At 66.9% G+C, this 18,497-nt stretch carries 25 protein-coding genes; 13 read left to right on the top strand and 12 right to left on the bottom strand.

Annotated features, from left to right (window positions below; translation table 11 throughout):
- Positions 1-2 precede the first annotated feature (2 nt).
- On the bottom strand, positions 3-791 hold the full coding sequence (locus tag ACFYO1_RS31935; RefSeq protein ID WP_387239138.1) for a glutamate racemase: 789 nt from the start codon (positions 789-791) through the stop codon (positions 3-5).
- A 60-nt stretch (positions 792-851) separates the two neighbouring features.
- Between ACFYO1_RS31935 and ACFYO1_RS31930 the strand changes: the two genes are divergently transcribed.
- Together ACFYO1_RS31930 and ACFYO1_RS31925 are read left to right on the top strand one after the other, a co-directional pair.
- Complete coding sequence (locus tag ACFYO1_RS31930) at positions 852-1,514, top strand: class I SAM-dependent methyltransferase (RefSeq protein WP_387239135.1); 663 nt, start codon at positions 852-854, stop codon at positions 1,512-1,514.
- 109 nt (positions 1,515-1,623) lie between these two features.
- Positions 1,624-2,262 (top strand): histone deacetylase, encoded by a 639-nt coding sequence (locus ACFYO1_RS31925; protein ID WP_387239132.1) that lies wholly within the window; start codon positions 1,624-1,626, stop codon positions 2,260-2,262.
- Here the strand turns inward: ACFYO1_RS31925 and ACFYO1_RS31920 are convergent.
- Entirely contained in the window at positions 2,259-3,458 is a 1,200-nt protein-coding gene (locus ACFYO1_RS31920) for an FAD-dependent oxidoreductase (protein WP_387239129.1), read from the bottom strand. The genes ACFYO1_RS31925 and ACFYO1_RS31920 overlap by 4 nt on opposite strands.
- A gap of 131 nt (positions 3,459-3,589) precedes the next feature.
- On the opposite strand from ACFYO1_RS31920, the gene ACFYO1_RS31915 reads away from it, so the two are divergent.
- The 6 genes from ACFYO1_RS31915 to ACFYO1_RS31890 all read left to right on the top strand — a co-directional run bounded on the left by ACFYO1_RS31915 (position 3,590) and on the right by ACFYO1_RS31890 (position 6,607).
- Positions 3,590-4,180, top strand: a complete 591-nt coding sequence (locus tag ACFYO1_RS31915; protein WP_387239126.1) for a TetR/AcrR family transcriptional regulator — start codon at positions 3,590-3,592, stop codon at positions 4,178-4,180.
- 90 nt (positions 4,181-4,270) lie between these two features.
- On the top strand, positions 4,271-4,606 hold the full coding sequence (locus ACFYO1_RS31910; RefSeq protein WP_387239123.1) for a hypothetical protein: 336 nt from the start codon (positions 4,271-4,273) through the stop codon (positions 4,604-4,606).
- 127 nt (positions 4,607-4,733) lie between these two features.
- Entirely contained in the window at positions 4,734-5,609 is an 876-nt protein-coding gene (locus ACFYO1_RS31905) for a TIGR03621 family F420-dependent LLM class oxidoreductase (RefSeq protein ID WP_387239120.1), read from the top strand.
- 52 nt (positions 5,610-5,661) lie between these two features.
- Positions 5,662-5,982 carry a hypothetical protein gene (locus ACFYO1_RS31900; protein ID WP_387239117.1) on the top strand — a complete coding sequence of 107 codons (321 nt, stop codon included), beginning with the start codon at positions 5,662-5,664 and terminating at the stop codon, positions 5,980-5,982.
- Positions 5,979-6,443, top strand: a complete 465-nt coding sequence (locus ACFYO1_RS31895) for a MerR family transcriptional regulator (protein ID WP_387239114.1) — start codon at positions 5,979-5,981, stop codon at positions 6,441-6,443. Before ACFYO1_RS31900 ends, ACFYO1_RS31895 begins: the two co-directional genes overlap by 4 nt.
- 11 nt (positions 6,444-6,454) lie before the next feature.
- On the top strand, positions 6,455-6,607 hold the full coding sequence (locus ACFYO1_RS31890; RefSeq protein ID WP_387239111.1) for an ATP-grasp domain-containing protein: 153 nt from the start codon (positions 6,455-6,457) through the stop codon (positions 6,605-6,607).
- 33 nt (positions 6,608-6,640) lie between these two features.
- On the opposite strand, the gene ACFYO1_RS31885 is transcribed toward ACFYO1_RS31890, so the two are convergent.
- Together ACFYO1_RS31885 and ACFYO1_RS31880 are read right to left on the bottom strand one after the other, a co-directional pair.
- Positions 6,641-7,345 carry a YitT family protein gene (locus ACFYO1_RS31885; protein WP_387239108.1) on the bottom strand — a complete coding sequence of 235 codons (705 nt, stop codon included), beginning with the start codon at positions 7,343-7,345 and terminating at the stop codon, positions 6,641-6,643.
- Between the two features lie 41 nt (positions 7,346-7,386).
- Positions 7,387-9,144 (bottom strand): adenine deaminase C-terminal domain-containing protein, encoded by a 1,758-nt coding sequence (locus ACFYO1_RS31880; RefSeq protein ID WP_387239105.1) that lies wholly within the window; start codon positions 9,142-9,144, stop codon positions 7,387-7,389.
- A 34-nt stretch (positions 9,145-9,178) separates the two neighbouring features.
- Here ACFYO1_RS31880 and ACFYO1_RS31875 point away from each other — a divergent pair, with 34 nt between their 5' ends.
- Entirely contained in the window at positions 9,179-10,246 is a 1,068-nt protein-coding gene (locus ACFYO1_RS31875) for a LysR family transcriptional regulator (protein ID WP_387241631.1), read from the top strand.
- 98 nt (positions 10,247-10,344) lie between these two features.
- Positions 10,345-10,623, top strand: a complete 279-nt coding sequence (locus ACFYO1_RS31870; protein WP_387239102.1) for a hypothetical protein — start codon at positions 10,345-10,347, stop codon at positions 10,621-10,623.
- Between the two features lie 25 nt (positions 10,624-10,648).
- On the opposite strand, the gene ACFYO1_RS31865 is transcribed toward ACFYO1_RS31870, so the two are convergent.
- Together ACFYO1_RS31865 and ACFYO1_RS31860 are read right to left on the bottom strand one after the other, a co-directional pair.
- Positions 10,649-11,287 (bottom strand): hypothetical protein, encoded by a 639-nt coding sequence (locus tag ACFYO1_RS31865; protein ID WP_387239099.1) that lies wholly within the window; start codon positions 11,285-11,287, stop codon positions 10,649-10,651.
- Between the two features lie 74 nt (positions 11,288-11,361).
- The gene (locus ACFYO1_RS31860; protein WP_387239096.1) at positions 11,362-11,742 is read right to left on the bottom strand and encodes a winged helix-turn-helix transcriptional regulator; all 381 of its coding nucleotides are present in this window, start codon (positions 11,740-11,742) and stop codon (positions 11,362-11,364) included.
- Between the two features lie 122 nt (positions 11,743-11,864).
- Here ACFYO1_RS31860 and ACFYO1_RS31855 point away from each other — a divergent pair, with 122 nt between their 5' ends.
- On the top strand, positions 11,865-12,698 hold the full coding sequence (locus ACFYO1_RS31855) for an enoyl-CoA hydratase/isomerase family protein (RefSeq protein WP_387239093.1): 834 nt from the start codon (positions 11,865-11,867) through the stop codon (positions 12,696-12,698).
- Positions 12,699-12,705: 7 nt separating this feature from the next.
- Here ACFYO1_RS31855 and ACFYO1_RS31850 read toward each other — a convergent pair whose 3' ends face one another.
- Entirely contained in the window at positions 12,706-13,281 is a 576-nt protein-coding gene (locus ACFYO1_RS31850) for a hypothetical protein (RefSeq protein ID WP_387239090.1), read from the bottom strand.
- A 176-nt stretch (positions 13,282-13,457) separates the two neighbouring features.
- Between ACFYO1_RS31850 and ACFYO1_RS31845 the strand changes: the two genes are divergently transcribed.
- Complete coding sequence (locus ACFYO1_RS31845; protein ID WP_387239087.1) at positions 13,458-13,784, top strand: DUF732 domain-containing protein; 327 nt, start codon at positions 13,458-13,460, stop codon at positions 13,782-13,784.
- A 78-nt stretch (positions 13,785-13,862) separates the two neighbouring features.
- Here ACFYO1_RS31845 and ACFYO1_RS31840 read toward each other — a convergent pair whose 3' ends face one another.
- Both ACFYO1_RS31840 and ACFYO1_RS31835 read right to left on the bottom strand, forming a co-directional pair.
- Positions 13,863-14,087, bottom strand: coding sequence for a hypothetical protein (locus tag ACFYO1_RS31840; RefSeq protein WP_387239084.1), 225 nt, complete (start codon positions 14,085-14,087; stop codon positions 13,863-13,865).
- A 156-nt stretch (positions 14,088-14,243) separates the two neighbouring features.
- Complete coding sequence (locus ACFYO1_RS31835; RefSeq protein WP_387239081.1) at positions 14,244-14,813, bottom strand: TetR/AcrR family transcriptional regulator; 570 nt, start codon at positions 14,811-14,813, stop codon at positions 14,244-14,246.
- Positions 14,814-15,167: 354 nt separating this feature from the next.
- Here ACFYO1_RS31835 and ACFYO1_RS31830 point away from each other — a divergent pair, with 354 nt between their 5' ends.
- Positions 15,168-15,704: a GNAT family N-acetyltransferase gene (locus ACFYO1_RS31830; protein ID WP_387239078.1), complete on the top strand. Its 537-nt coding sequence runs from the start codon at positions 15,168-15,170 to the stop codon at positions 15,702-15,704.
- Positions 15,705-15,756: 52 nt separating this feature from the next.
- On the opposite strand, the gene ACFYO1_RS31825 is transcribed toward ACFYO1_RS31830, so the two are convergent.
- The 3 genes from ACFYO1_RS31825 to ACFYO1_RS31815 form a co-directional block, all read right to left on the bottom strand.
- On the bottom strand, positions 15,757-16,677 hold the full coding sequence (locus ACFYO1_RS31825; protein ID WP_387239075.1) for an NADP-dependent oxidoreductase: 921 nt from the start codon (positions 16,675-16,677) through the stop codon (positions 15,757-15,759).
- 243 nt (positions 16,678-16,920) lie between these two features.
- Complete coding sequence (locus ACFYO1_RS31820) at positions 16,921-18,147, bottom strand: RNA polymerase sigma factor (protein ID WP_387239072.1); 1,227 nt, start codon at positions 18,145-18,147, stop codon at positions 16,921-16,923.
- Positions 18,144-18,467: a YciI family protein gene (locus tag ACFYO1_RS31815; RefSeq protein WP_387239069.1), complete on the bottom strand. Its 324-nt coding sequence runs from the start codon at positions 18,465-18,467 to the stop codon at positions 18,144-18,146. The genes ACFYO1_RS31820 and ACFYO1_RS31815 overlap by 4 nt, the downstream gene beginning before the upstream one ends.
- Positions 18,468-18,497 lie beyond the last annotated feature (30 nt).

The raw sequence follows: 18,497 nt of genomic DNA, 5'->3' as shown, positions 1-18,497 counted from the left end.
GCTCACGGAATGACGACGGACTCCAGCTCGAGGTCGATCTCCAGCCGGGCGAGCATCTCGCGGAACTCGGCGGCCGGGTACTGCTCGTTCTCGGTCACCAGGCCCAGAACGGTACCGGTGCCCGCGGCCGACAGCGGACGGATCTGCTCGACGACGCCCTCGATCGGGTCGAACAGGCGCAGCTCGGGGCGGGCGCGTTCGAAATAGTCACGCAGCCAAGGCAAGTGGGTGCTGGACAGGGTTATCGCGGCGATGCCCGGATGCGCGGCGAGCAGGGCGTCGAGGAAGTCGGCGATCATCGTCGCGGTGTGCTCACGACGGAACAGGAAGTCGCCGCTTTCCACGAGTTCCACGAGGGCAGAGGCGTTTACGGCATGGACCCGGGCAATCGCCGAATCCGCTTCGACGCGGAGGAATTCGGCCAGCTCGGCGCTTTCCACCAGTGAGCGCACGCCGAGCACCGCGACCTCGCCGGCCACGGCAAGCGCTTCCCGCACCGGCGGGCGCACGCCGAAAATCGGGACCGGGCTGCGCAATTCGTCGAGGATGGTCACCGACGGCGCGTTGGAGGCGAGCAGGATCGCGCTCGGTTCGAAGTCGGCCAGGAATCGGACGGCGCGGTCGACCACCGTCAGCAACTCGGTCCGGTTCTTCGCGCCGTAAGGGAAGCTGGCCCGGTCGGCGAGGTAGACGAGGTCGCGGTCGGGTAGGCGGCGATGCAGCAGTTCCACGGCCGAGTAGCTGCCGAGGCCGGCGTCGAAGACCGCGATCGGGCGGCGTAGCGAGGTCACCCGCTGATCATGCCCGGTGGTCGTTGTGCGGGCGGCGCGGGCGCCTGACAGACTCGGCGGGTGAGCGATTCTCGTGATAGGGATGCGACCCGGCTGGCCACCGCCTCGCTGCGGCAAGGTGATCCGACCGGATGGTTCGAGCAGCTGTATGTGGCAGCCGCGGAGGGTGCGGCGGTGGTGCCGTGGGATGCGGACGAGCCGAACGAACTGCTGGTGGATTGGCTCGAGCGACATGACCGGACCGGTGGGATGCGGGCGATGGTGGTCGGCTGCGGACTCGGGCGCGATGCCGAGCATCTGGCCGCGCTCGGCTTCGAGACGACCGCGTTCGACATCGCGGAGACCGCGATCCAGACCGCGCGGGAACGGTTTCCGGCGTCCGAGGTGAACTACGTCGTCGGCGATCTGCTCGATCCGCCCGGCGAGTGGACCGGAGCGTTCGATCTGGTGGTCGAGTCGATCACCGTGCAGTCCCTGCCCATCGCCTTACGGGGTGTCGCGACCGCCAACGTCTCGCGGATGGTGGCGCCCGGTGGGGATCTGCTGGTCATCGCGGGAATCCGAGCGGAAGGCGCGGAGGTGGACGGGCCACCGTGGCCGCTGACTCGAACCGAGATCGACGCGTTCGCGGGCGAGGATCTTCGCCCGGTGCGCGTCGAGCAGGCCTCCCCCGCCGGCCGGCCGAACTTCATCCGGTGGCGCGCGTTGTTCCAGCGGAGCTGAGCCGCACCCTTTCTGATTTCCCGCACCGAGAATCCCATGCGATTTCCGGTGCGAGAAATCAAGAGGCGTGCGGCTGCGGGAGAGATACGCGCGGCGGCAGGATGGGGAGATGAACGGTGTGGGTCGTCCCCGGACGGGGCTGGTCTGGTATGCGGCGTATGGGTCGAACATGCATCTGAGCCGGCTCCGGTGTTATCTCACCGGAGGGACGCCCGAGGGTGGGGCGCGGGCGGTTCCGGGGTGCCGCGATCCGTCCGAGCCTGCCCGCTCGATTCCCCTCATGCTGCCGGGGTTGCTCTACTTCGCCACCGAATCGCTGGTGTGGACCGGCGGCCGGGCCTTCTATGACCCGGACGGTCCCGGGGAAACCGCCGCCCGCGCGTACCTGCTCACCGCCGCCCAGTTCTCCGATATCGCCGCCCAGGAAATGTACCGGCTCCCCGGCACCGACCTGGACCTCACCGAGGCGATCACCACGGGACGCTCTCCACAAGGTCCCGGCCGATACGAAACCCTCTCCTACGCAGGGACATTCGACAACCACCCCATCCTCACCTGCACCGCACCCTGGCACTACACCGATCTACCCGGAAACTCCCCCTCCCCCACCTACTTACGTCATCTGGCGGCCGGCCTCATCGAATCCCACGGCTGGACAATCGAATCCACCGCCGCCTACTTGGCTACTCGCCCAGGTGCGGACCTCACCTGGAACCCGGAAACCCTTGCCGCCCTCCTTACCGACTAAGCCTCCGCGGCTTGCCTGCGCCGGTATTCCACTGCCCTGTCCTGGTAGTTCTGGTGTTCCCGCGCATGATCCGGGGGAAGGTGCGGGGCGTCGGCGGGGGTCGTGGCGAAGAACTTGGTCAGCGCGGCGTTCGAGCCTGCGGCGAGTTCGCCGGATCGCGCGAACATCGGCGTCTCGTACCGGGCGATCGCGTCGTCGAGGGTGTTCTCCTTCGCGATGGCACGCCCGAGCTCGGCGCCGTCGAGCAGAGCAAGGTTCGCGCCGTGGCCGCCGAAGGGGGCCATGAGGTGGGCGGCGTCGCCGATCAGGGTGACGCCGGGGACCTGATGCCAGGTCAGCGGGGCGGGCAACGCCCAGAAGCTGCGCTGCACGTAGTCGCTGTCGTTGTCGGTGATGAGCGGGCGCATGGCGGGGGACCATCCGTCGAATTCGCGCAGCAGGTAGCACCGGACGGCCGCGCGGTCGGTGATGTCCACACCGGCCGTGACGTACCAATCGAGTTCGGCGCGAAAAGCTATGTAGCCGCGGACGACACCGTTGCTGTTGCGCTGGACGATCACCGCTCGGCCGTCGCCGTCGGTGGAGAACATGTGGCCGTCGCCGACGATCGCGGCGACCTCGGGATGCCTGCTGTCCACGTCGTCGAATCGGGCGTCGAGGAAGCAGACGCCGAGGTACTGCGGCTTCGCGTCGGTGAGCAGCGGGCGGATCTTGGACCACGCGCCGTCGGCGCCGACGACGAGGTCCACTTCGGTACTCACGCCGTTGGCGAACTCCAGTCGGTGCGTTCCATCGCCGAGCGGAATCGCTTGTGTGAGTTGATGTTCCCAGCGGACGGTGCCGGGACGCAGGTGTTCGTAGAGCATGGTCCGCAGTTGGCCGCGGTCGATCTCGGGGGCCGCCTCGTCGCCCTCGACGGGGATGAACTGGGCGAGAACGGTGCCGTGCTGGTCGCGGCGGCTCTTGGCCTGGCCCTCGACGCGGGCCAGTGAGCGGAAGGCGTCCATCAGCCCGGCGTCCTCCAGCGCGATCTGGCCGGAGTCGGCGTGCAGGTCGAGCGTGCCGCCCGGGTCGCGGGAGTCGACCGCGGCGTCGGCGTCGTACACCGCCGGTTGGATGTTGTGTCCCTGGAGGATTCGGGCGCACATCAGGCCGGCGGGACCGCCGCCGATGATGGCGATTCGGGGTGTGGCCATGAGGAGTTTCCTTTCGCTTCGAGCCGGCGGAGTGCTCGTCGCCGGCGGACGCTTCCACCATAAGTGCAACCGTCAAAAAAGTGCAACCGTTTAACTTTGTGAACTGTTCAACCAGAAGCTAAGCTGGTGGAGTGACCGAGACCGGACGCCGCGAGCGCAAGAAGGCCGCCACCCGCCAAGCGCTGGCGGACGCGGCGATAGAGCTGTTCCTGGATCGCGGCTACGACGCGGTCGGCGTGCGGGAGATCGCCGACGCCGCCGACGTCTCGACGACCACGCTGTTCAAGCACTTCCCCGGCGGCAAGGAAGCGCTGGTCTTCGACCAGGACGCGGACCGCGAGGCAGCGCTCGTCGCCGCCGTCCGCGAGCGCCCCGCCGGCCGGTCCATCCCCGAGGCGCTGCGCCAGCTACTGCGCGACGAACGGTCCCGGCAGGCCCGCGCCGATCCGCGCTTCGCCGATTTCCTCCGCCTGATCGAGACCACGCCGGCACTGCGCGAGCACTCCCGGCGAATGTCGCTGCGCCACGAAACCACCTTGGCCGCGGCGATCGCCGACGACCGCGGACTCCCCCACGACGACCCCTCCTGCCAAGCCCTGGCCCACTTCGCCCTCGAAGCCGTCACCCTCGTCCACGGACGCCCCGACCCCGAACCCGCCCTCGACCAAATCTTCGCGCTCCTCGACAACGGATGGTCGGGCACGCAACCCACCCACCCCTGACCCCGTGGCACAACCCCTCTGAAACGTTGGCAGCTGCCATCTTTCACCGACCGGCCGATCGTGTCGGGCCCCCGCGCCATACTGATGGCCATGGGCTATGAAGCTGTGCGGCCGCATACCCGCAGGGGGCGAATCGGCGGGAGTTACGTGCGCGGATCCGTCCGTTTCACCGATCGACGCGCGCCTCGGCCGGGGCGTTACCGGTCTCCGTATTTCCACGGTTACCGCAGCGCGTCGCCTATGCCGATCCTGTGGGGCATCGGGGTGCTCGTAGGCGGCGTGGTCCTCGTGCTGGTCGTGCTGACCCTCACCCACATGAGGTCCACCGACAGACCGGACGACACGACTGTGGTGCCGACCACCGTCGCGCCCGCGCCGCCGACTGTCCCGTCGCAGCCGTGCTTCCCGTTCCAGACCGCCTGCTGACCGAGACCAGAAGGCTGATGTGCCGCTGACCGGGTGCCGGACGCGCGCCTGCGACCCGCCGGGCGGCGGAGTTATTCGGCCGGTTGGCCGATGTGGACGGGTTGCGGGGGTGACTACCTTCGAGATCATGGTCAATGAGTTTCGTTTCGGTATCACCCTGGCTATGCCTGGCTCGCATGCCGATTGGGTCGAGAAGGTTCGCCGGGCGGAGTCGCTCGGGTACGACGTCCTGTCGGTGCCCGACCATCTCGGGCTGGCCGCTCCCTTTCCGGCATTGTCGCTGGCGGCGGAGGCGACCGAGCGAATCACGCTGGGCACCTATGTGTTGAACACGCCGTTCTACAATCCGGTGCTGCTGGCCCGTGACGTCGCCGCCCTGGATCAATTCAGCGGCGGCAGACTGGAATTGGGGTTGGGCGCGGGATACGTGCGGGCCGAATTCGAGGCGGCGGGGATACCGATGCCCAGCCCGGGCGCGCGCGTCGCGCATCTGGAGCAGACCGTGCTCACCATGCGGAAGCTGTATTCCGACCCCGACTATCAACCGGCGCCCGTGCGGCCGGAGGGGCCGTCGCTGATGATCGCCGGATCGGGAAACCGCCTGCTCGGCATCGCCGCGCAGCACGCCGACGTGATCGCTCTGCCCGGCGCCGCGCTGCCGAAGTCCGGCCCGCCGAACGCCATGACCCCGGACGAACTCGCCGAACGCGCCGACTATGTGCGCGGCCTGCTCGGCGACCGCCGCGATCGGGTAGAACTCAACCTGCTGGTGTGGGCGGTGGGCACCGCGGCCGAGCGGGACGCCGTCCACGAGCGGGTGCGCGCGTTCCAGCCCGGCTTCACCGACGACCGAATCCGCACCGCGCCTGGTGTTCTGGTCGGCACACCCCGCGAGATCGCCGACCGCGTGCGGGAATGCCGGGACCGCTACGGGGTCACCTACTTCACCATGATGGAACGGGACATGGAGTCGTTCGCGCCTGTGCTCGAACTCCTGAAATAGGCGCTGATTCGGGCTTGCATCCGGTACCTGGGTACAGGTTTACCGTGGATTCATGACGACCGATTGGGTACCGGAGTCCTGCGCCCTGCCGACCGCTCAGCGGCCGACACGAGTGGCCGAGTTCGATCAGTTCTTCACCGACTCGGTACTGCGCGCCGAGCGACCGGACCGCACCCGCCTGGATCTGCTGATCGACGCGGATGCCGTGCCGCTCGGGCGGGAGCTGGCGGCGCGGGAAACGGACTGCTGCTCGTTCTTCGCGTTCACCTTCGAACCCGCCGCCGGTGGGGCGGTGCTGCACATCGATGTCCCGGTCGGTCGTGTCGAGATCCTGGACGCCCTCGAACGGCGAATCGGAGGCGCGTCGCGATGAGCGAGGGATTACGCACCGGCGAGGTCGCCGCCGCGGCGGGGGTGAACATTCAGACGCTGCGCTACTACGAACGACGTGGTCTGCTGACCGAACCGGACCGGTCGCTCGGCGGGCACCGGCGCTATCCCGAGCAGACGGTCGCTACGTTGCGGATCATCAAAGCCGCGCAACGGCTCGGATTCACCCTCGAGGAAGTGGCCGATCTGCTCCGGGCCACTCGACCATCCCGCCGCGCCGATCCGGGGCTACACGCCCGTGCGGTCACCAAACTCGCCGAGGTCGACGCGAAACTCGCCGAGCTGACCACCGTGCGCGACACCCTGCGCGCGACACTCGCCGCCGGTTGTGACGATTTCCTCGTCTGTAGCGAAAGCCCCTGCTGCCCAATACCGTTCACCGATGCGGACAGCGCCGAGGCGAGCGGTGACATCACCCCTGACACCCCGGATCGCGACTACTAGACGGTTCAACCGTGCATCTCCCCTTCGTCACCGCCGACTTCGCACAGCGGGAAGACGGGATCTGGCGGTTGATCGAGATTGGCGACGGACAGGTCAGCGACCGGCCGGACAGCATCCCGCCGGAAGCAGTGATTACCCTCCTGCACAAGAGTTTTCGCGACTGAGCGGTCGCCGGCCGGGCACACTGCTCTGTCGCGCTATTCCGCTACAGGGTCAGGGACGGCCGGCGTGAGCGTCTTCCGCCCCGCGAACTTCTTGTACAAGAAGAAGTACAGCTTCACGTACTGTCCGACGAGGACGGCGTTGATGATCGTGCCTTCGCGAATGAAATGCGGTGCGCCGAGAAACAGCAGCCCGATGCCCGCCGAAAGGGCAAGCAAGGTGCAGTCGAAGACCGTTTTGATGTTTCCCCATTTCCGGCCGGTCTTCTGCTGGATGGTGTTGACGAACAGGTCGATGGGCATCAGCACCAGATTGGCGCGGATCATCAGGAAGAGGCCGAGTGCCAGCATCGCGTCGGCGAAGAACAGCAGCACCAGATCGGCCAGATACGGCCCGACGTCGATCCATTCGGTGAGCATCAGGTTGAAGTCGAGCAAGAAGGCCAGGACCAGCGCCGGGATCATCGAAAGCAGGTGCCCTGCCCGGAATGCCCGCGGCCGGACCAGGAAGGTCAGGACGAGCATGATGACCTCGAGCATGAGGTTGAATGTGCCCTGGCTGAGCGGGGGAAGCACCAGCGTCATCGTGCGGGTGAGGCTGCTCTGCGGGGAAATGCCGATCCCCGCTCTGATCGCCAGGCTGAGGCCCAGCGTCAGGATATAGATTCCGGCAACGTAGGTGATCCAGCGCCGCACCTTGTTTCCAGTGTCGACGACTCCTGCGTCTTTGTCGTGCTGCATGACGGTCGCATCTCTGTCGCGGTATCGGGAGAATCCCGGGGTTATTTCATGAATCCGAAGCGGTCCAGGGAGATGAACAGGGTCAGTAGTTTGTTGACCACCGGCTCACCTTCGTTGTGATTGCCCAGCTTCGCCAAAGCGTCGTCGATCGCGCGGGTCGCCTCGACGAGCTCGGCGAGGTCCATGTCGGCCATCACGCCGTAGAAGTCCAGCGGCAGAACGGCTTTCACCTCCCGGTCCGCGGTCACGACGCAGCCGCCGACCAGACCGTCGAGTTGCGTCAGGCTGTCGCGCATTTCGGCGCTGTCGGTGCCGACGACCACGAAGTAGGCCGATGGCGCCGGCCAGAAGGTGGACACCGCGCCGCTGTCGATCGAGACGCCTTTGAACAGGCCGTTGACTATGTGCCGGGCACCGTCGGCGTAACGCTGCACGACGGAGATCCGGTTGAGCCGCTCGCCTTCGTGTTCGGGTACGACCGCACCGTCGCGGTACGGAACCCACACCTCCTGCGCGAACTTGAGATGCCCGCGACCGTACACGTCGAAGAGCAGCACCTTGGCCTGAGTCCCGTTGTCGGACAACTCGAGTGGGACGAGGTCGAGTTGTTCGGCACGCAGGTCGCCGAGGCCGGGTTTCGGTTGCTTGGCCAGGACGGAGTAGTCGATGCGGACCGGCGCGACCAGCTTGCGATCCTTCGCGACGAGTTCACCGCCCTTGAACACGTAGCGGGGGTTGATCTTGGAGAGGCTGTCGGTCAGGACGATGTCGGCGAATCGGCCCGGGCTCAGTGAGCCGAGGTCACGGTCCTTGTGGAACGAGCGCGCGGCGTACAGCGTGCCCATCTTGATCGCTTTGATCGGCGGCATGCCCATCTCCACGGCCAAGGATACGACCCAGTCGATGTGGCCTTGCCGCAACACTCGATCCACCGAGATGTTGTCGGCGCACAGCGCGAAGTTCTCGGCGGGCCAGCGGCGTTTCACGATGGCGCGCAACATGGTTCGAATGACCTCGGGACTGCCGACACCGAACTTGATCTGAGTGTTCAGGCCGTAGCGGATGCTCTTCTCGATGTCGTCTTCGTTCCAGACGTCGTGGTTGTTGTCGACGCCGATCGCGGGCATGTAGTTGAGCAGCATGTCCGACAGGGACGTGACTCCCCAGTGGCAGTTGACGAATCCCGCGTTCGCCCGGCCGAGCGCGGACTTGCGGAAATCGTCGGCGTTACCGGTCATGTAGGACAGGTGAGCCAGCTCCCCCAGCCCGATGACCGGATCCATCGCCAGCATCGCCTCCGTGACTTCCGGCGAGGTCTTCTTTCCCGGCGCGAAGGCATACAGCCGGTACGGCAGCTTGTCGTGGTCGGCGAACAGGGCTCGGGCGGCGTCGACGGCTTCCGCGCCTGCCGCGCTGGCGAAGTCGAGGGTCTCCCCGAACACCGTGGTCGTTCCGCTGGGCACAATGGCTTCGCCGAACGCCGCCGGGTGCGCGAGCTGGGATTCGAAGTGCAGGTGGGCATCGATCAGGCCGGGGATGGCGTAAAGGCCTTCGCCGTCGAAGGATTCGCGGAACCGCACGATCGATTCGTCCGGGTTCAGCGCGATGATGCGCTGCCCGTGGACCAGCAGCGATCCGGGATAGACGGTTTCGCTGTGCACATCGAGGATATTGAGGTTGCGCAGCAGCAGGTCTGCTTCCCGCTCGCCCTCCAGGATGGCGAAGATCGTCCGTACGTGATCGTCCTGGGCGGCCACGTCTGCGCGTGGGGCATCGGTTGTCGAATCTTGTTGGAGCACTGCGGTCCTTACGTCGATGTTCAGGCACTTGCAGGTGAAGGCGGCCGATGCGCGCGGCCCCTTGCCTGGTACTGATAGAACGCGATCGGTACCGTTGCTGACAAGCATCCGTTTTCGCACGACGCGTACTCTTTTTTCGTACACATTGCTCAGGAGGCGCGCGATGCTCCACTCACGGTTGCTGCAATACATCGACGAGGTTGCCCGGCTCGGGTCCATCCGTGCGGCCGGCGCCAGGCTGCACGTCGCGCCGTCGGCGATCAACCGGCAGATCCTGCTCCTCGAAGCCGAACTCGATCAACCATTGTTCGAGCGTCTGCCTCGCGGTATGCGCCCCACCCCGGCCGGCGAAGCGCTGCTCGCGCATATCCGGCGGACGCTTCAGCAATACCGCGAGACGGTCGCCGACATCCGCGATCTGCACGCCCTCGGGGCCGGCGAAGTCGTGATCGCCACCATGACCGGCCTGGCCAGCAGCGTCGTCGCCACGGCCGCGACGACCTTCCGCGCCCGCCATCCACGGGTCCGGATATCGATCCGCACCATGACGACCATGGAGATCCTGCGGGCGGTCGAGAACAGCGAGGCCGATCTCGGGCTCGGCTTCAACGTTCCGTCATCGACGCAGATCGAGGTCTGCTGGCAGAACAACACCCGCCTCGGAGTTGTTGTCTCCCCGCAGCATCCGCTCGCCCACATGGACACGATCCCGCTGGCTCAGTGCACGCCGTACCCACTGATCTTCGCCGACCGCTCCATGGTGATTCACGGCATCGTCGCCGAAGCCTTCGCCAAGGCCGACCTCGACATCGAACCGGCGTTCCACACCAATTCGATCGAGACGATGAAACGGCTCGCCACCTCGGGAGACGCCATCGCCTTCCTCAGCGAGTTCGACGTCGCGGAGGAACTGCGCGACGGCCGCCTCGCCTTCCGCAAAGTTCGCGACGCCTTCAGCGACAACATCGTCTCCCTCGTCCGCCGCGCCAAACACGCCCACGGCCTAGCCAGTTTCCTCCTCGCCGAAGAAATCGTAGGCGCCCTCCAACCCAGCGAACCGAGGTCCGCACTCGACGCAATGCGACCGACAGAGGCCACCTAGTGCGGCGGGCGGAACGCGATACGCCCGGCAACCTCGCTGGCGCACTTGGCGTTTCATAAATGCACGTCTGTGATGTCCGCTCCCGATACGCTGCTGCTGTGCCCAAGATCAGATTCACCAACCCGCATTCTGATAAGCCCTGTTTGATTTTCGTGGAGCCGAGGGCGGAGGAGTATCGGCTGCGCCCGGGGGATGCTTTCACTGTCGAGTTCGATGAGAGCGATCGCGCGGAGCGGATGATCGGCGACGCGGACTTCGATGTGTCCTGGAACGACAAGGGGATCGTGGTCTGGACAGCCTCAGGCAACGACTTCGTAGTGCTCGATCAATCAGGAAACGAACTCGAGCACGGCCACCAGCAGCCCAGCGAGGACTGAACGCCCGAACCTCGCCGGGTGAGCCTCAGCTCCACCGGATGAGAGAGATCCCCTGTCCGCGCCGATCCAGTTGACCGTCGGAGGGGTGCACGGTCGCGGAGCGATAGCCCAGGCCGTCGGAGTCGGGCTGCCACAGCGCAAGGTCGAGAATGTAGCGAGCGGTGTGCAGGTAGTTGCCCGCGGTACCCAGCAAGATCAGGGTGTGCGCGTGCACTTGCTCGTGCAACCGAGCCCCGGCGGGCCGCCGCCAGCGCCACTTGGCGCTTTCGCGGTGCACCTCGTCCCAGCACAGCACGTCGTCGGGGTTCCACGCCACCATCTGGGGTTGACCGCGATCGAGTCTGCGGCGCAACGCTTTCCAGTGATTCGGGGCGAAACCGCTGTGCGAATGTCCGAGCACCAGATCGAGCTCGCCGCGTTCGGTCGGAGAGATGGGATCCGGTGGCTGGTTGCCGCGCAACGGAATATGCACGAGGCTGTGCCGGGATCGGGCTGCCAGCAACCACAGCCCGGTGACCTGAAACGCCGCCTCCGCAGTCAATTCGAAGCGGTAGGAGGGATTACAGTCGCTGAGCACAGCACCTGTGATCGGGCGGGTGGGCCGGATCACCCGGTATTCGTCCCGTCCCAGCCGTGCGCGGTGGACGCTGATCTCGAGCTGCACCGGTGCGAGGCTAGAGCGATCGGTTCGATCGGGGCCAGGGATTTTCGGACACGGCAACCTATCCGGCAGTCCTGTCACGGGTTCGGCGCGGTATCTCTTCGGTCGTAATCCATTTGGCGCGCTTGGATTTCGTCGGCGTGGGCGACCGTCCAGGCGTAGAGCTGGTCGAAGGGCTCCCGCAGGGATTCGCCGAGCGGGGTGCGTGAGTACTCGACCCCGACCGGGGATGTCGCCAGCACGCGGCGAACGATCATCCCGTTGCGTTCCAGCCGGCGCAGGGTCTGGGTCAAGACCCGCTGGGTCACACCTTCGAGGCGGCGCTTGATCTCGTTGAACCGGCGAGGCTCGTCGAGAATCGCCATCACCATCATCGACCACTTGTCGGCGATCTGATCGAGGATGGGGCGGCTCGGGCAGTCGGAGCGAAAGACGACGCCGGGGTCAGAGCTGGTCATATCGGTATCCTTCGCCATCCTTACGATGCTGAAAGTGCGTTATTGACGCCGGTCTTCCGTCGCCGCAGGGTAAGTATGCATCGGGAACCTAGATGCCTATCGGGTACGGATCGGAGATCTCCATGAACCATGACGCCTACACCACCCTGCGCGTGCGCCGTGCGGCAGGCATCGCCTACGTCACGCTCGACAACCCGTCGGTCAACGTACTGAACGTCGCCCTGATGCGCGACCTGCGGAACCTGCTGGCTGCCATGCGGGACGACGATTCGATTCGGGTAATCGTGTTCGACAGCGCCGACCCGGAGTTCTTCATCGCGCACGTCGACATGTCGCTGGTCGACACACCGGACGCGTTCGCGGAACTCGCGGCGGACCTGCCGGACGGCGTCAATGTCTTCCAAGCCCTCGGTGAATCGCTCCGGCACCAACCTCAGGTGACCATCGTCAAACTCGCCGGGATAGCGCGCGGCGGCGGAGCGGAATTCGTTGCGGCCGCGGACATGTCGTTCGCGGCGATCGGTCGCGCGGCGATCGGTCAGATCGAAGCGCTCATGGGCATCGTCCCTGGCGGCGGTGGCACGCAATACCTGGCGGCCCGAGTCGGTCGGCAGCGCGCGCTGGAGGCGGTGCTCGGCGCCGAACTGTTCGACGCCGAGACCGCGCAGCGCTACGGCTGGATCAACCGGGCCGTGCCCGCCGACGAACTCGACGACCTGGTCGACCACCTCGCCCGCAACATCGCGGCACTGCCCGAGGGCGTGATCGCGGCGGCCAATCGTGCCCTCGCCCCTGAGGATCTCGGCGCGGGCCTGGTGCGCGAACACCTCGCCTGGGCGAGCACGTTCGCTCGTCCCGCCGCGGAGCGGCTGATCCGCGGCGGACTGGCGAACGGCGCCCAGACCCGCACGGGCGAGCGCGATTTGGAGGGTCTGCTCCGGAGACTGGCCGGATAGGACTCGGCTACTGCATGAACCGGAGCAAGCCTAGGCCGGGATCGAGCGCACCGTCCTGAGCGAGTGCGCGGAAGTCCGCCTCGACCGCCGAGCGCGTCAGGCGTCCGGCCCGGACCGCCCGGTAGCGCACGAACGACCAGAGGAAGACGTCGAGGTTGTCGAAGCGGGTGCCACCCTCGACCACCTCCTCCTCGTGAAACCATACGGCCACTTGACCATTGGTGAGCACGACGTAGAGGTTGCCGCCGCCGTCGGCGCCGATCGAATACACATCGTCGTCGGTCAGTTCGGTCGTGTAGTCCGAATCGCGGATACCGCAATCGTTTCCGGCGAAATCGAAGCCGTAGGACCAGTCGAAGATGTCGAGGAACTGCGGCAGCAGGCCGGAACGCGCGCGACGGTCGAGCGCGCTCAGTGCCGCGGCATCAGCCGGCGCGAGGCGAGCGAGAAATGGTGTCACCGAGCGTGTTTCGTCCGGCACCTGAACCAGCGGCGCGGAGGGGAACCAGCGCGCGAGGTCGGCGTCGAGGTCACGTTCGGTATAGCCGACGAGATCGGCGATGGAGACAGGCACGCCGAGCATCCTAGAGGCACTTCGAAAGTACGGCGGAAGTCTGTGGGCTCGCACGTCGAGAAGTGCGGGATGGATCGGCGGGCAGGGGTGGTCAGGGTCAGCCCTGGGGTGGGTTTCTCGGCGCTGTCGACTACGGGATCGTTGACGCTACGCCGACAACGGCACCTGGACCCAAGGATGACATCATGGATATCAACCGAATTCGCCTCCGCACCTTCGCCATTGCCTGTGCCGCAACCTTCGTCGCCCTCGGCGGCGCCGCAGTCGCGACAGCCGACGCGGGCAGCGCCGAGTCCGCGTTCGTCGACGAGATCAGCCTGAACAACGCCACCCTGCCCGGACGGTCGACCACCGAGATGATCAACGCGGGTTACGCGACGTGTGACCACCTGCGCGCGGGCGTGCCGGTGCTCGATGAAATCTCCGCGGTCGAACGGGCCTACCAGTTCGGGCAGGGCACGTTGTTCGTCAGCGCGGCGACAACGAATCTGTGCCCGTCCTTCGCGTCCTGAGTCGGTCGCCCAGCGGGTGTGCCGGGCACCAGAGCCGAGCGAGCACACTCTGCTGCCGCGACCGCGCGGTTCGGGCGCTCAGAACAGCCGATCGCCCGGGGGCTCCGGCACGGAGGTCGTCCGCATGGCTACGCCCTCCTCGTCAGCGATGACATCCTGGATCGCGTCGATCTGGTCCTGAACCACCTCGGCGCGAGCCACCAACTCGACCCGGTCGGGCTCGGTGAGGCTCTCGGCCCCGAGCTTCTCGAAAACGCACGAGAGCACCGACCGTAAATCCTCCAGGTTGCTGTCTGATTCCACGGGATCTCACCCTACGTCCAAGTCCGACGTAACATACGGCCCCGGCCGCGGGCACTACAGAACTCGCCGCAGGCGACACGGCAAGCTGCGCGGTCCGCGCGTCAGAGTGATTGCGGTGCAACACATCCCGGCATGCACTCCATGCCGGGGTCCTGGCTACTGCACGACTCCGGCCGCGCGTACTTCAGCGAGCGCTCGCCGGGCCAGCGGGCCGAAATCCTCGCCGTTGCCGGCATCGATCCACTGCTCGTAGGCGATTTCCCAGGCGAGCGTGCCCAATTGTGCGGCCACGCGCGCGGTCAGGTTCGGAACTCCGCGGCGGTCGAGTGCCTCGATCATCGAGGCGGTGAGGTCGGCCCTTTTCAGGGCTTCGCGTTCGCGCAGTTCGGTATTGACGTTCAGCACAGCCTGGCGCCTGGCGCTGAACTCGCGGCGGTCGGCGGTGAAGAACGTCCGGCCGAGCGCGTCGAGGGCGTCCGCCACCGCGTCCAGCGGCCCGGCCTCCGGCGGCGCCGAGACGATCCCTTCGATGAGCGCACCGGCCACCGTTCCCCCACCGAAGAGCACCTCGCGCTTGTCCGTGAAGCACCGGAAGAACGTGCTCTTGGTGAGCCCCGCGCGCTCCGCGATCTCGACCACGGTCGTGTTCTCGTACCCGCGCTCCTCGAACAGCTCTAGGGCAGCGGCGGCGAGCCGCCCTGGTGCGTCGGGTTGCCAGCGAGCCATGGGAGCAGTGTACGGGACTTCGTCTCATCACCCGTGGGACGGGACAACGACTCGGCGGTAGTGCCGGCGCTCACCACGCTGACGGCCTCGCTGAACTTCTGCCGGGACAAAGCTGCCTGAGGACTTGACCGTGCCCTGACGGCACGGTCTTGACTGTCAGGTGTCACGGACCAGCTGCTGCACAGGCAAGGAGGATGTGTCGATGCGGCAAGAACCGATAATCCCGGACCGGTTAGGGAACGGCATCGACGGCGATCCCGCGCGGGTTCGTGAACGGCGATCTGCTCGTCGGCACTCCCCGAGTCGGCGAACATGTGGACGGTCGGCGATATCGTCGGAAACGAGGAGGTAATCGTGGTTCGCATCGAAATGCTTTCGAGCGCGGCAGCTTCCGATGAGCAGCTGGTTGCCGGACTGACCGCGCTGATCAATCAGGTGTATGAAGTTGCGGAGGAAGGGATCTGGGCGGGCGGGGCGGCGCGCACCACGCCCGCGGAGTTGACGGATCTCATCGCGGCGGGTGAGATCGCGGTGGCTCACGATTCGACGGGGGAACTCGTGGGCGCGGTGCGAATACAGGAGCTGGACGACAGGCTCGGCGAATTCGGCATGCTGGTCGCCGCACCCGCGCGGCGAGGCACCGGAATCGGGCGTGAACTGGTCCGGTTCGCGGAACGACGAAGCGCCGAAAAAGGCGCGCACACCATGCAATTGGAGCTTCTTGTGCCAAGGGATTGGACCCATCCGGCAAAGAAGTTCCTCGCCGAGTGGTACACCCGCCTCGGCTACCGAGTCGTCCGCCGCGGCGCCCTCGAAGACGACTACCCACACCTCGCCCCACTACTGGCCACCCCCTGCGACTTCATGATCTACAACAAACCGCTGCCCTGACGCGATCCGGGTTCAAGCCCAGAATCGCGAGGATCGCCGGCAACGATCGGTCTTATGCGACCTGGATGATGACCTTCCCCGAGGAGTGACCGTTCTCCACGATGGCGAGGGCGGCGGGGGCGTCGGCGAGCGGATAGATCGCCGAGATCACCGGGTCGAGGACTCCGTCGAGGGCGAGTTGCGCGGTGCGCTCCAGGTTCTCGCGGTCGAGGCGACGATCGACGAAACGCCCACCGAGTTCGGACACCGACGCGTCACCCACGGCGATCACGTTGCGCGGATCCCGGGCCAGCCCGGCGACCGCCCGCAGCGAGGCGCCGCCGACCAGGTCGACGATCCCGTCGACGCCGTCGGGCATCAGCTCGCGGACCCCGGCGACGACATCCCCGGCGTAGTCGATGAACCGCACCCCGATGCCCTCGGCGTATTCACGCTTGGCCGCACTCCCGGTGCCGAGCACTCGGAGTTCGCGCGCGACGGCCAGCCGGGCGACGGCGAGTCCGACCCCGCCGCCGACCCCGTTGACCAGGATCGTGGCACCGGCGGGGAGGCCGAGCTGGTCGAGCGCGTCCACCGCGGTCGTCCCGGCCACCGGCAGCGTCGCCGCGACGGCCGCGGACAACCCCGCCGGGATGCGCGCGGTGTTCGGCGCGGACAAGACCGTCGTCTCGGCATAGGCGCCACCGCCGGTGAGCGCGAAGCCGAAGACCGCGTCACCGACCTCGAGCCCATCGACGTCCTCGCCGAGGGCGAGAACGGTCCCCGCCGCCTCCATCCCCAGCACGCGCGGAAACGGACGCCCGCTGTCGAGTTCGGCGACCAGACCCGAGCGCAGGATGTGATCGAGCGGATTCACACCGGCGACATCGACCCGGATCAGGACCTCGCCGCGTCCGGGGACGGGATCGGGACGATCGAAGAACTCTTGCACCTCAGGCCCGCCGAACCTGCCGAAACCCCATGCCCGCACCATCTTTCGTCGCCTCCCGGTGACCGGCCCGGCGGTTCCGGGCGCTGTAGGACCATCGTCACCTCTCACGCCAACGTCAGAGGCAACCGGATGAGAGGCAGGTCACAGCCTTGGCCCCGAAGCTTTCGGCGAGGCGAACGTCCAAGTCCTGATCGGCTCGACCGGGCGCGCCTACGGAATGCCAACGGAACTCTTAGTTCATGACCTGGCACGGCCCCGTGTACAAGAGTGGAGTCGCGCTCTACGTCAACGCAATTGGTCGCGCCGACGGGTCAGGTACGCGGTCTCTGCGGTATTCCCCGCCAACTCGATGGCCCTGTCGTACGCCCCACGCGATTCCTGACTCCGCCCCTGCCGGCGCAACAGGTCGGCCCGGGTCACGTGGTAGGCGTGATAGCCGCCCAGCTTGTCTTCGAGCCGTTCGACGGCCGCGAGCGCCACCTCAGGACCGTCGAGCTCGGCGAGGGCGATGGCCCGGTTGAGCGCGACGATCGGCGATGGGTCGAGGCGGACGAGCTGGTCATAGAGGGCGAGAATCTGGGACCAGTCGGTGTCGCGCATGTCGCGCGCGGAGGTGTGCACGGCGTTGATCGCGGCCAAGATCTGATAGCGACCGGGCGCTACTCCGGCGACCAGGCGCTCGCGCACGAGCTGGTGCCCCTCGGCGATCAGCTCTTCGTCCCAGGCCCCGCGATCCTGCTCGTCGAGCGCGACCAGCTCGCCGGTGGCCGAGACCCGGGCGGGCTGACGGGCCTCGATCAGGAGCATCAGCGCCAGCAGCCCGGCCACCTCGCCGTCCTCCGGCAGCAGGGCACGAATCAGGCGGGTGAGCCGGATCGCCTCGGCGGTCAGGTCGGACCGGACCGGATCGGTGCCGGCGCCGGTCGCCAGGTAGCCCTCGTTGAAGACGAGGAACAACACGACGAGCACGCCGGTGACCCGGGCCGGCAGATCCTCGGCGGACGGCATCCGATAGGGAATGCGCGCCGCCTTGATCTTGGCCTTCGCCCGGGTGATCCGCTGCCCCGTGGCGGCCTCGGTCGCCAGGAAGGCGTGGGCGATCTCGGGCACGGTCAGACCGCCGACCATGCGCAGCGTCAGCGCGAGCCGGGACTCCATGGCCAGCGCCGGGTGACAGCAGGTGAAGATCAGCCGCAGCCGGTCGTCGTCGATGACGCCGAGGGGCTCGGGCGGGTCGTCGTCGTACACCATCTGAGCCTCCTTGTGCTTGTCGTCGCGCTTGTTCTCGCGGCGGATCCGGTCGATGGCCTTGCGGTTTGCGGTGGTGGTCAGCCAGGCGCCGGGGTTGGGCGGCACGCCGTCGGCCGGCCACCGCTCGACGGCGGTCGCGAACGCCTCGGCCGCCGCCTCCTCGGCGATGTCGAGATCACCGAATCGCCTGGTCAAACCGGCGACCACCCGGGCCCACTCCTCGTGCAGGGCGCGGGTGATCGCCTCCTCGATGTCGCTCACTGGAACGGCCGCACCTCGATCTTGCGATCGCAGACCTTCGACGCCTCGGCGGCCAGCCGCAATGCCACGTCCAGATCAGGGGCCTCCCACACCCACACGCCGGCCAGGTACTCCTTGGATTCGACGAACGGCCCGTCGCTGAACACCACCTGCTCGCCGCGGTTGTCGATGACCGTGGCCGTGTCGGTGTCCGCGAGTCCGCCCGCGAAAACCCAGTAGCCATCAGCGATCAGCCGGTCGTTGAACTCGCTGATCGCCGGCTGCCGGTCCGTGCTGCCGGGATTGCTCTTGTCGTCGATCACGGAAACCAGATAGCGCATACGAAAATCCTCTCCTGTGGTGTCAAGCAA

The organism is Nocardia sp. NPDC006044 (genome assembly GCF_042871115.1).
Taxonomy (GTDB): domain Bacteria; phylum Actinomycetota; class Actinomycetes; order Mycobacteriales; family Mycobacteriaceae; genus Nocardia.
This window is presented reverse-complemented; position numbering and strand designations above follow the sequence as displayed.

What these genes read in the sequence shown, in the direction of transcription:
- ACFYO1_RS31925 (WP_387239132.1), top strand. Translation starts at nt 1,624, where the DNA reads ATGAACGGTGTGGGTCGTCCCCGGACGGGGCTGGTCTGGTATGCGGCG.
- ACFYO1_RS31920 (WP_387239129.1), bottom strand. Translation starts at nt 3,458, where the DNA reads ATGGCCACACCCCGAATCGCCATCATCGGCGGCGGTCCCGCCGGCCTG.
- ACFYO1_RS31910 (WP_387239123.1), top strand. Translation starts at nt 4,271, where the DNA reads ATGGGCTATGAAGCTGTGCGGCCGCATACCCGCAGGGGGCGAATCGGC.
- ACFYO1_RS31905 (WP_387239120.1), top strand. Translation starts at nt 4,734, where the DNA reads ATGGTCAATGAGTTTCGTTTCGGTATCACCCTGGCTATGCCTGGCTCG.
- ACFYO1_RS31900 (WP_387239117.1), top strand. Translation starts at nt 5,662, where the DNA reads ATGACGACCGATTGGGTACCGGAGTCCTGCGCCCTGCCGACCGCTCAG.
- ACFYO1_RS31895 (WP_387239114.1), top strand. Translation starts at nt 5,979, where the DNA reads ATGAGCGAGGGATTACGCACCGGCGAGGTCGCCGCCGCGGCGGGGGTG.
- ACFYO1_RS31885 (WP_387239108.1), bottom strand. Translation starts at nt 7,345, where the DNA reads ATGCAGCACGACAAAGACGCAGGAGTCGTCGACACTGGAAACAAGGTG.
- ACFYO1_RS31860 (WP_387239096.1), bottom strand. Translation starts at nt 11,742, where the DNA reads ATGACCAGCTCTGACCCCGGCGTCGTCTTTCGCTCCGACTGCCCGAGC.
- ACFYO1_RS31855 (WP_387239093.1), top strand. Translation starts at nt 11,865, where the DNA reads ATGAACCATGACGCCTACACCACCCTGCGCGTGCGCCGTGCGGCAGGC.
- ACFYO1_RS31850 (WP_387239090.1), bottom strand. Translation starts at nt 13,281, where the DNA reads ATGCTCGGCGTGCCTGTCTCCATCGCCGATCTCGTCGGCTATACCGAA.
- ACFYO1_RS31845 (WP_387239087.1), top strand. Translation starts at nt 13,458, where the DNA reads ATGGATATCAACCGAATTCGCCTCCGCACCTTCGCCATTGCCTGTGCC.
- ACFYO1_RS31835 (WP_387239081.1), bottom strand. Translation starts at nt 14,813, where the DNA reads ATGGCTCGCTGGCAACCCGACGCACCAGGGCGGCTCGCCGCCGCTGCC.
- ACFYO1_RS31825 (WP_387239075.1), bottom strand. Translation starts at nt 16,677, where the DNA reads ATGGTGCGGGCATGGGGTTTCGGCAGGTTCGGCGGGCCTGAGGTGCAA.
- ACFYO1_RS31815 (WP_387239069.1), bottom strand. Translation starts at nt 18,467, where the DNA reads ATGCGCTATCTGGTTTCCGTGATCGACGACAAGAGCAATCCCGGCAGC.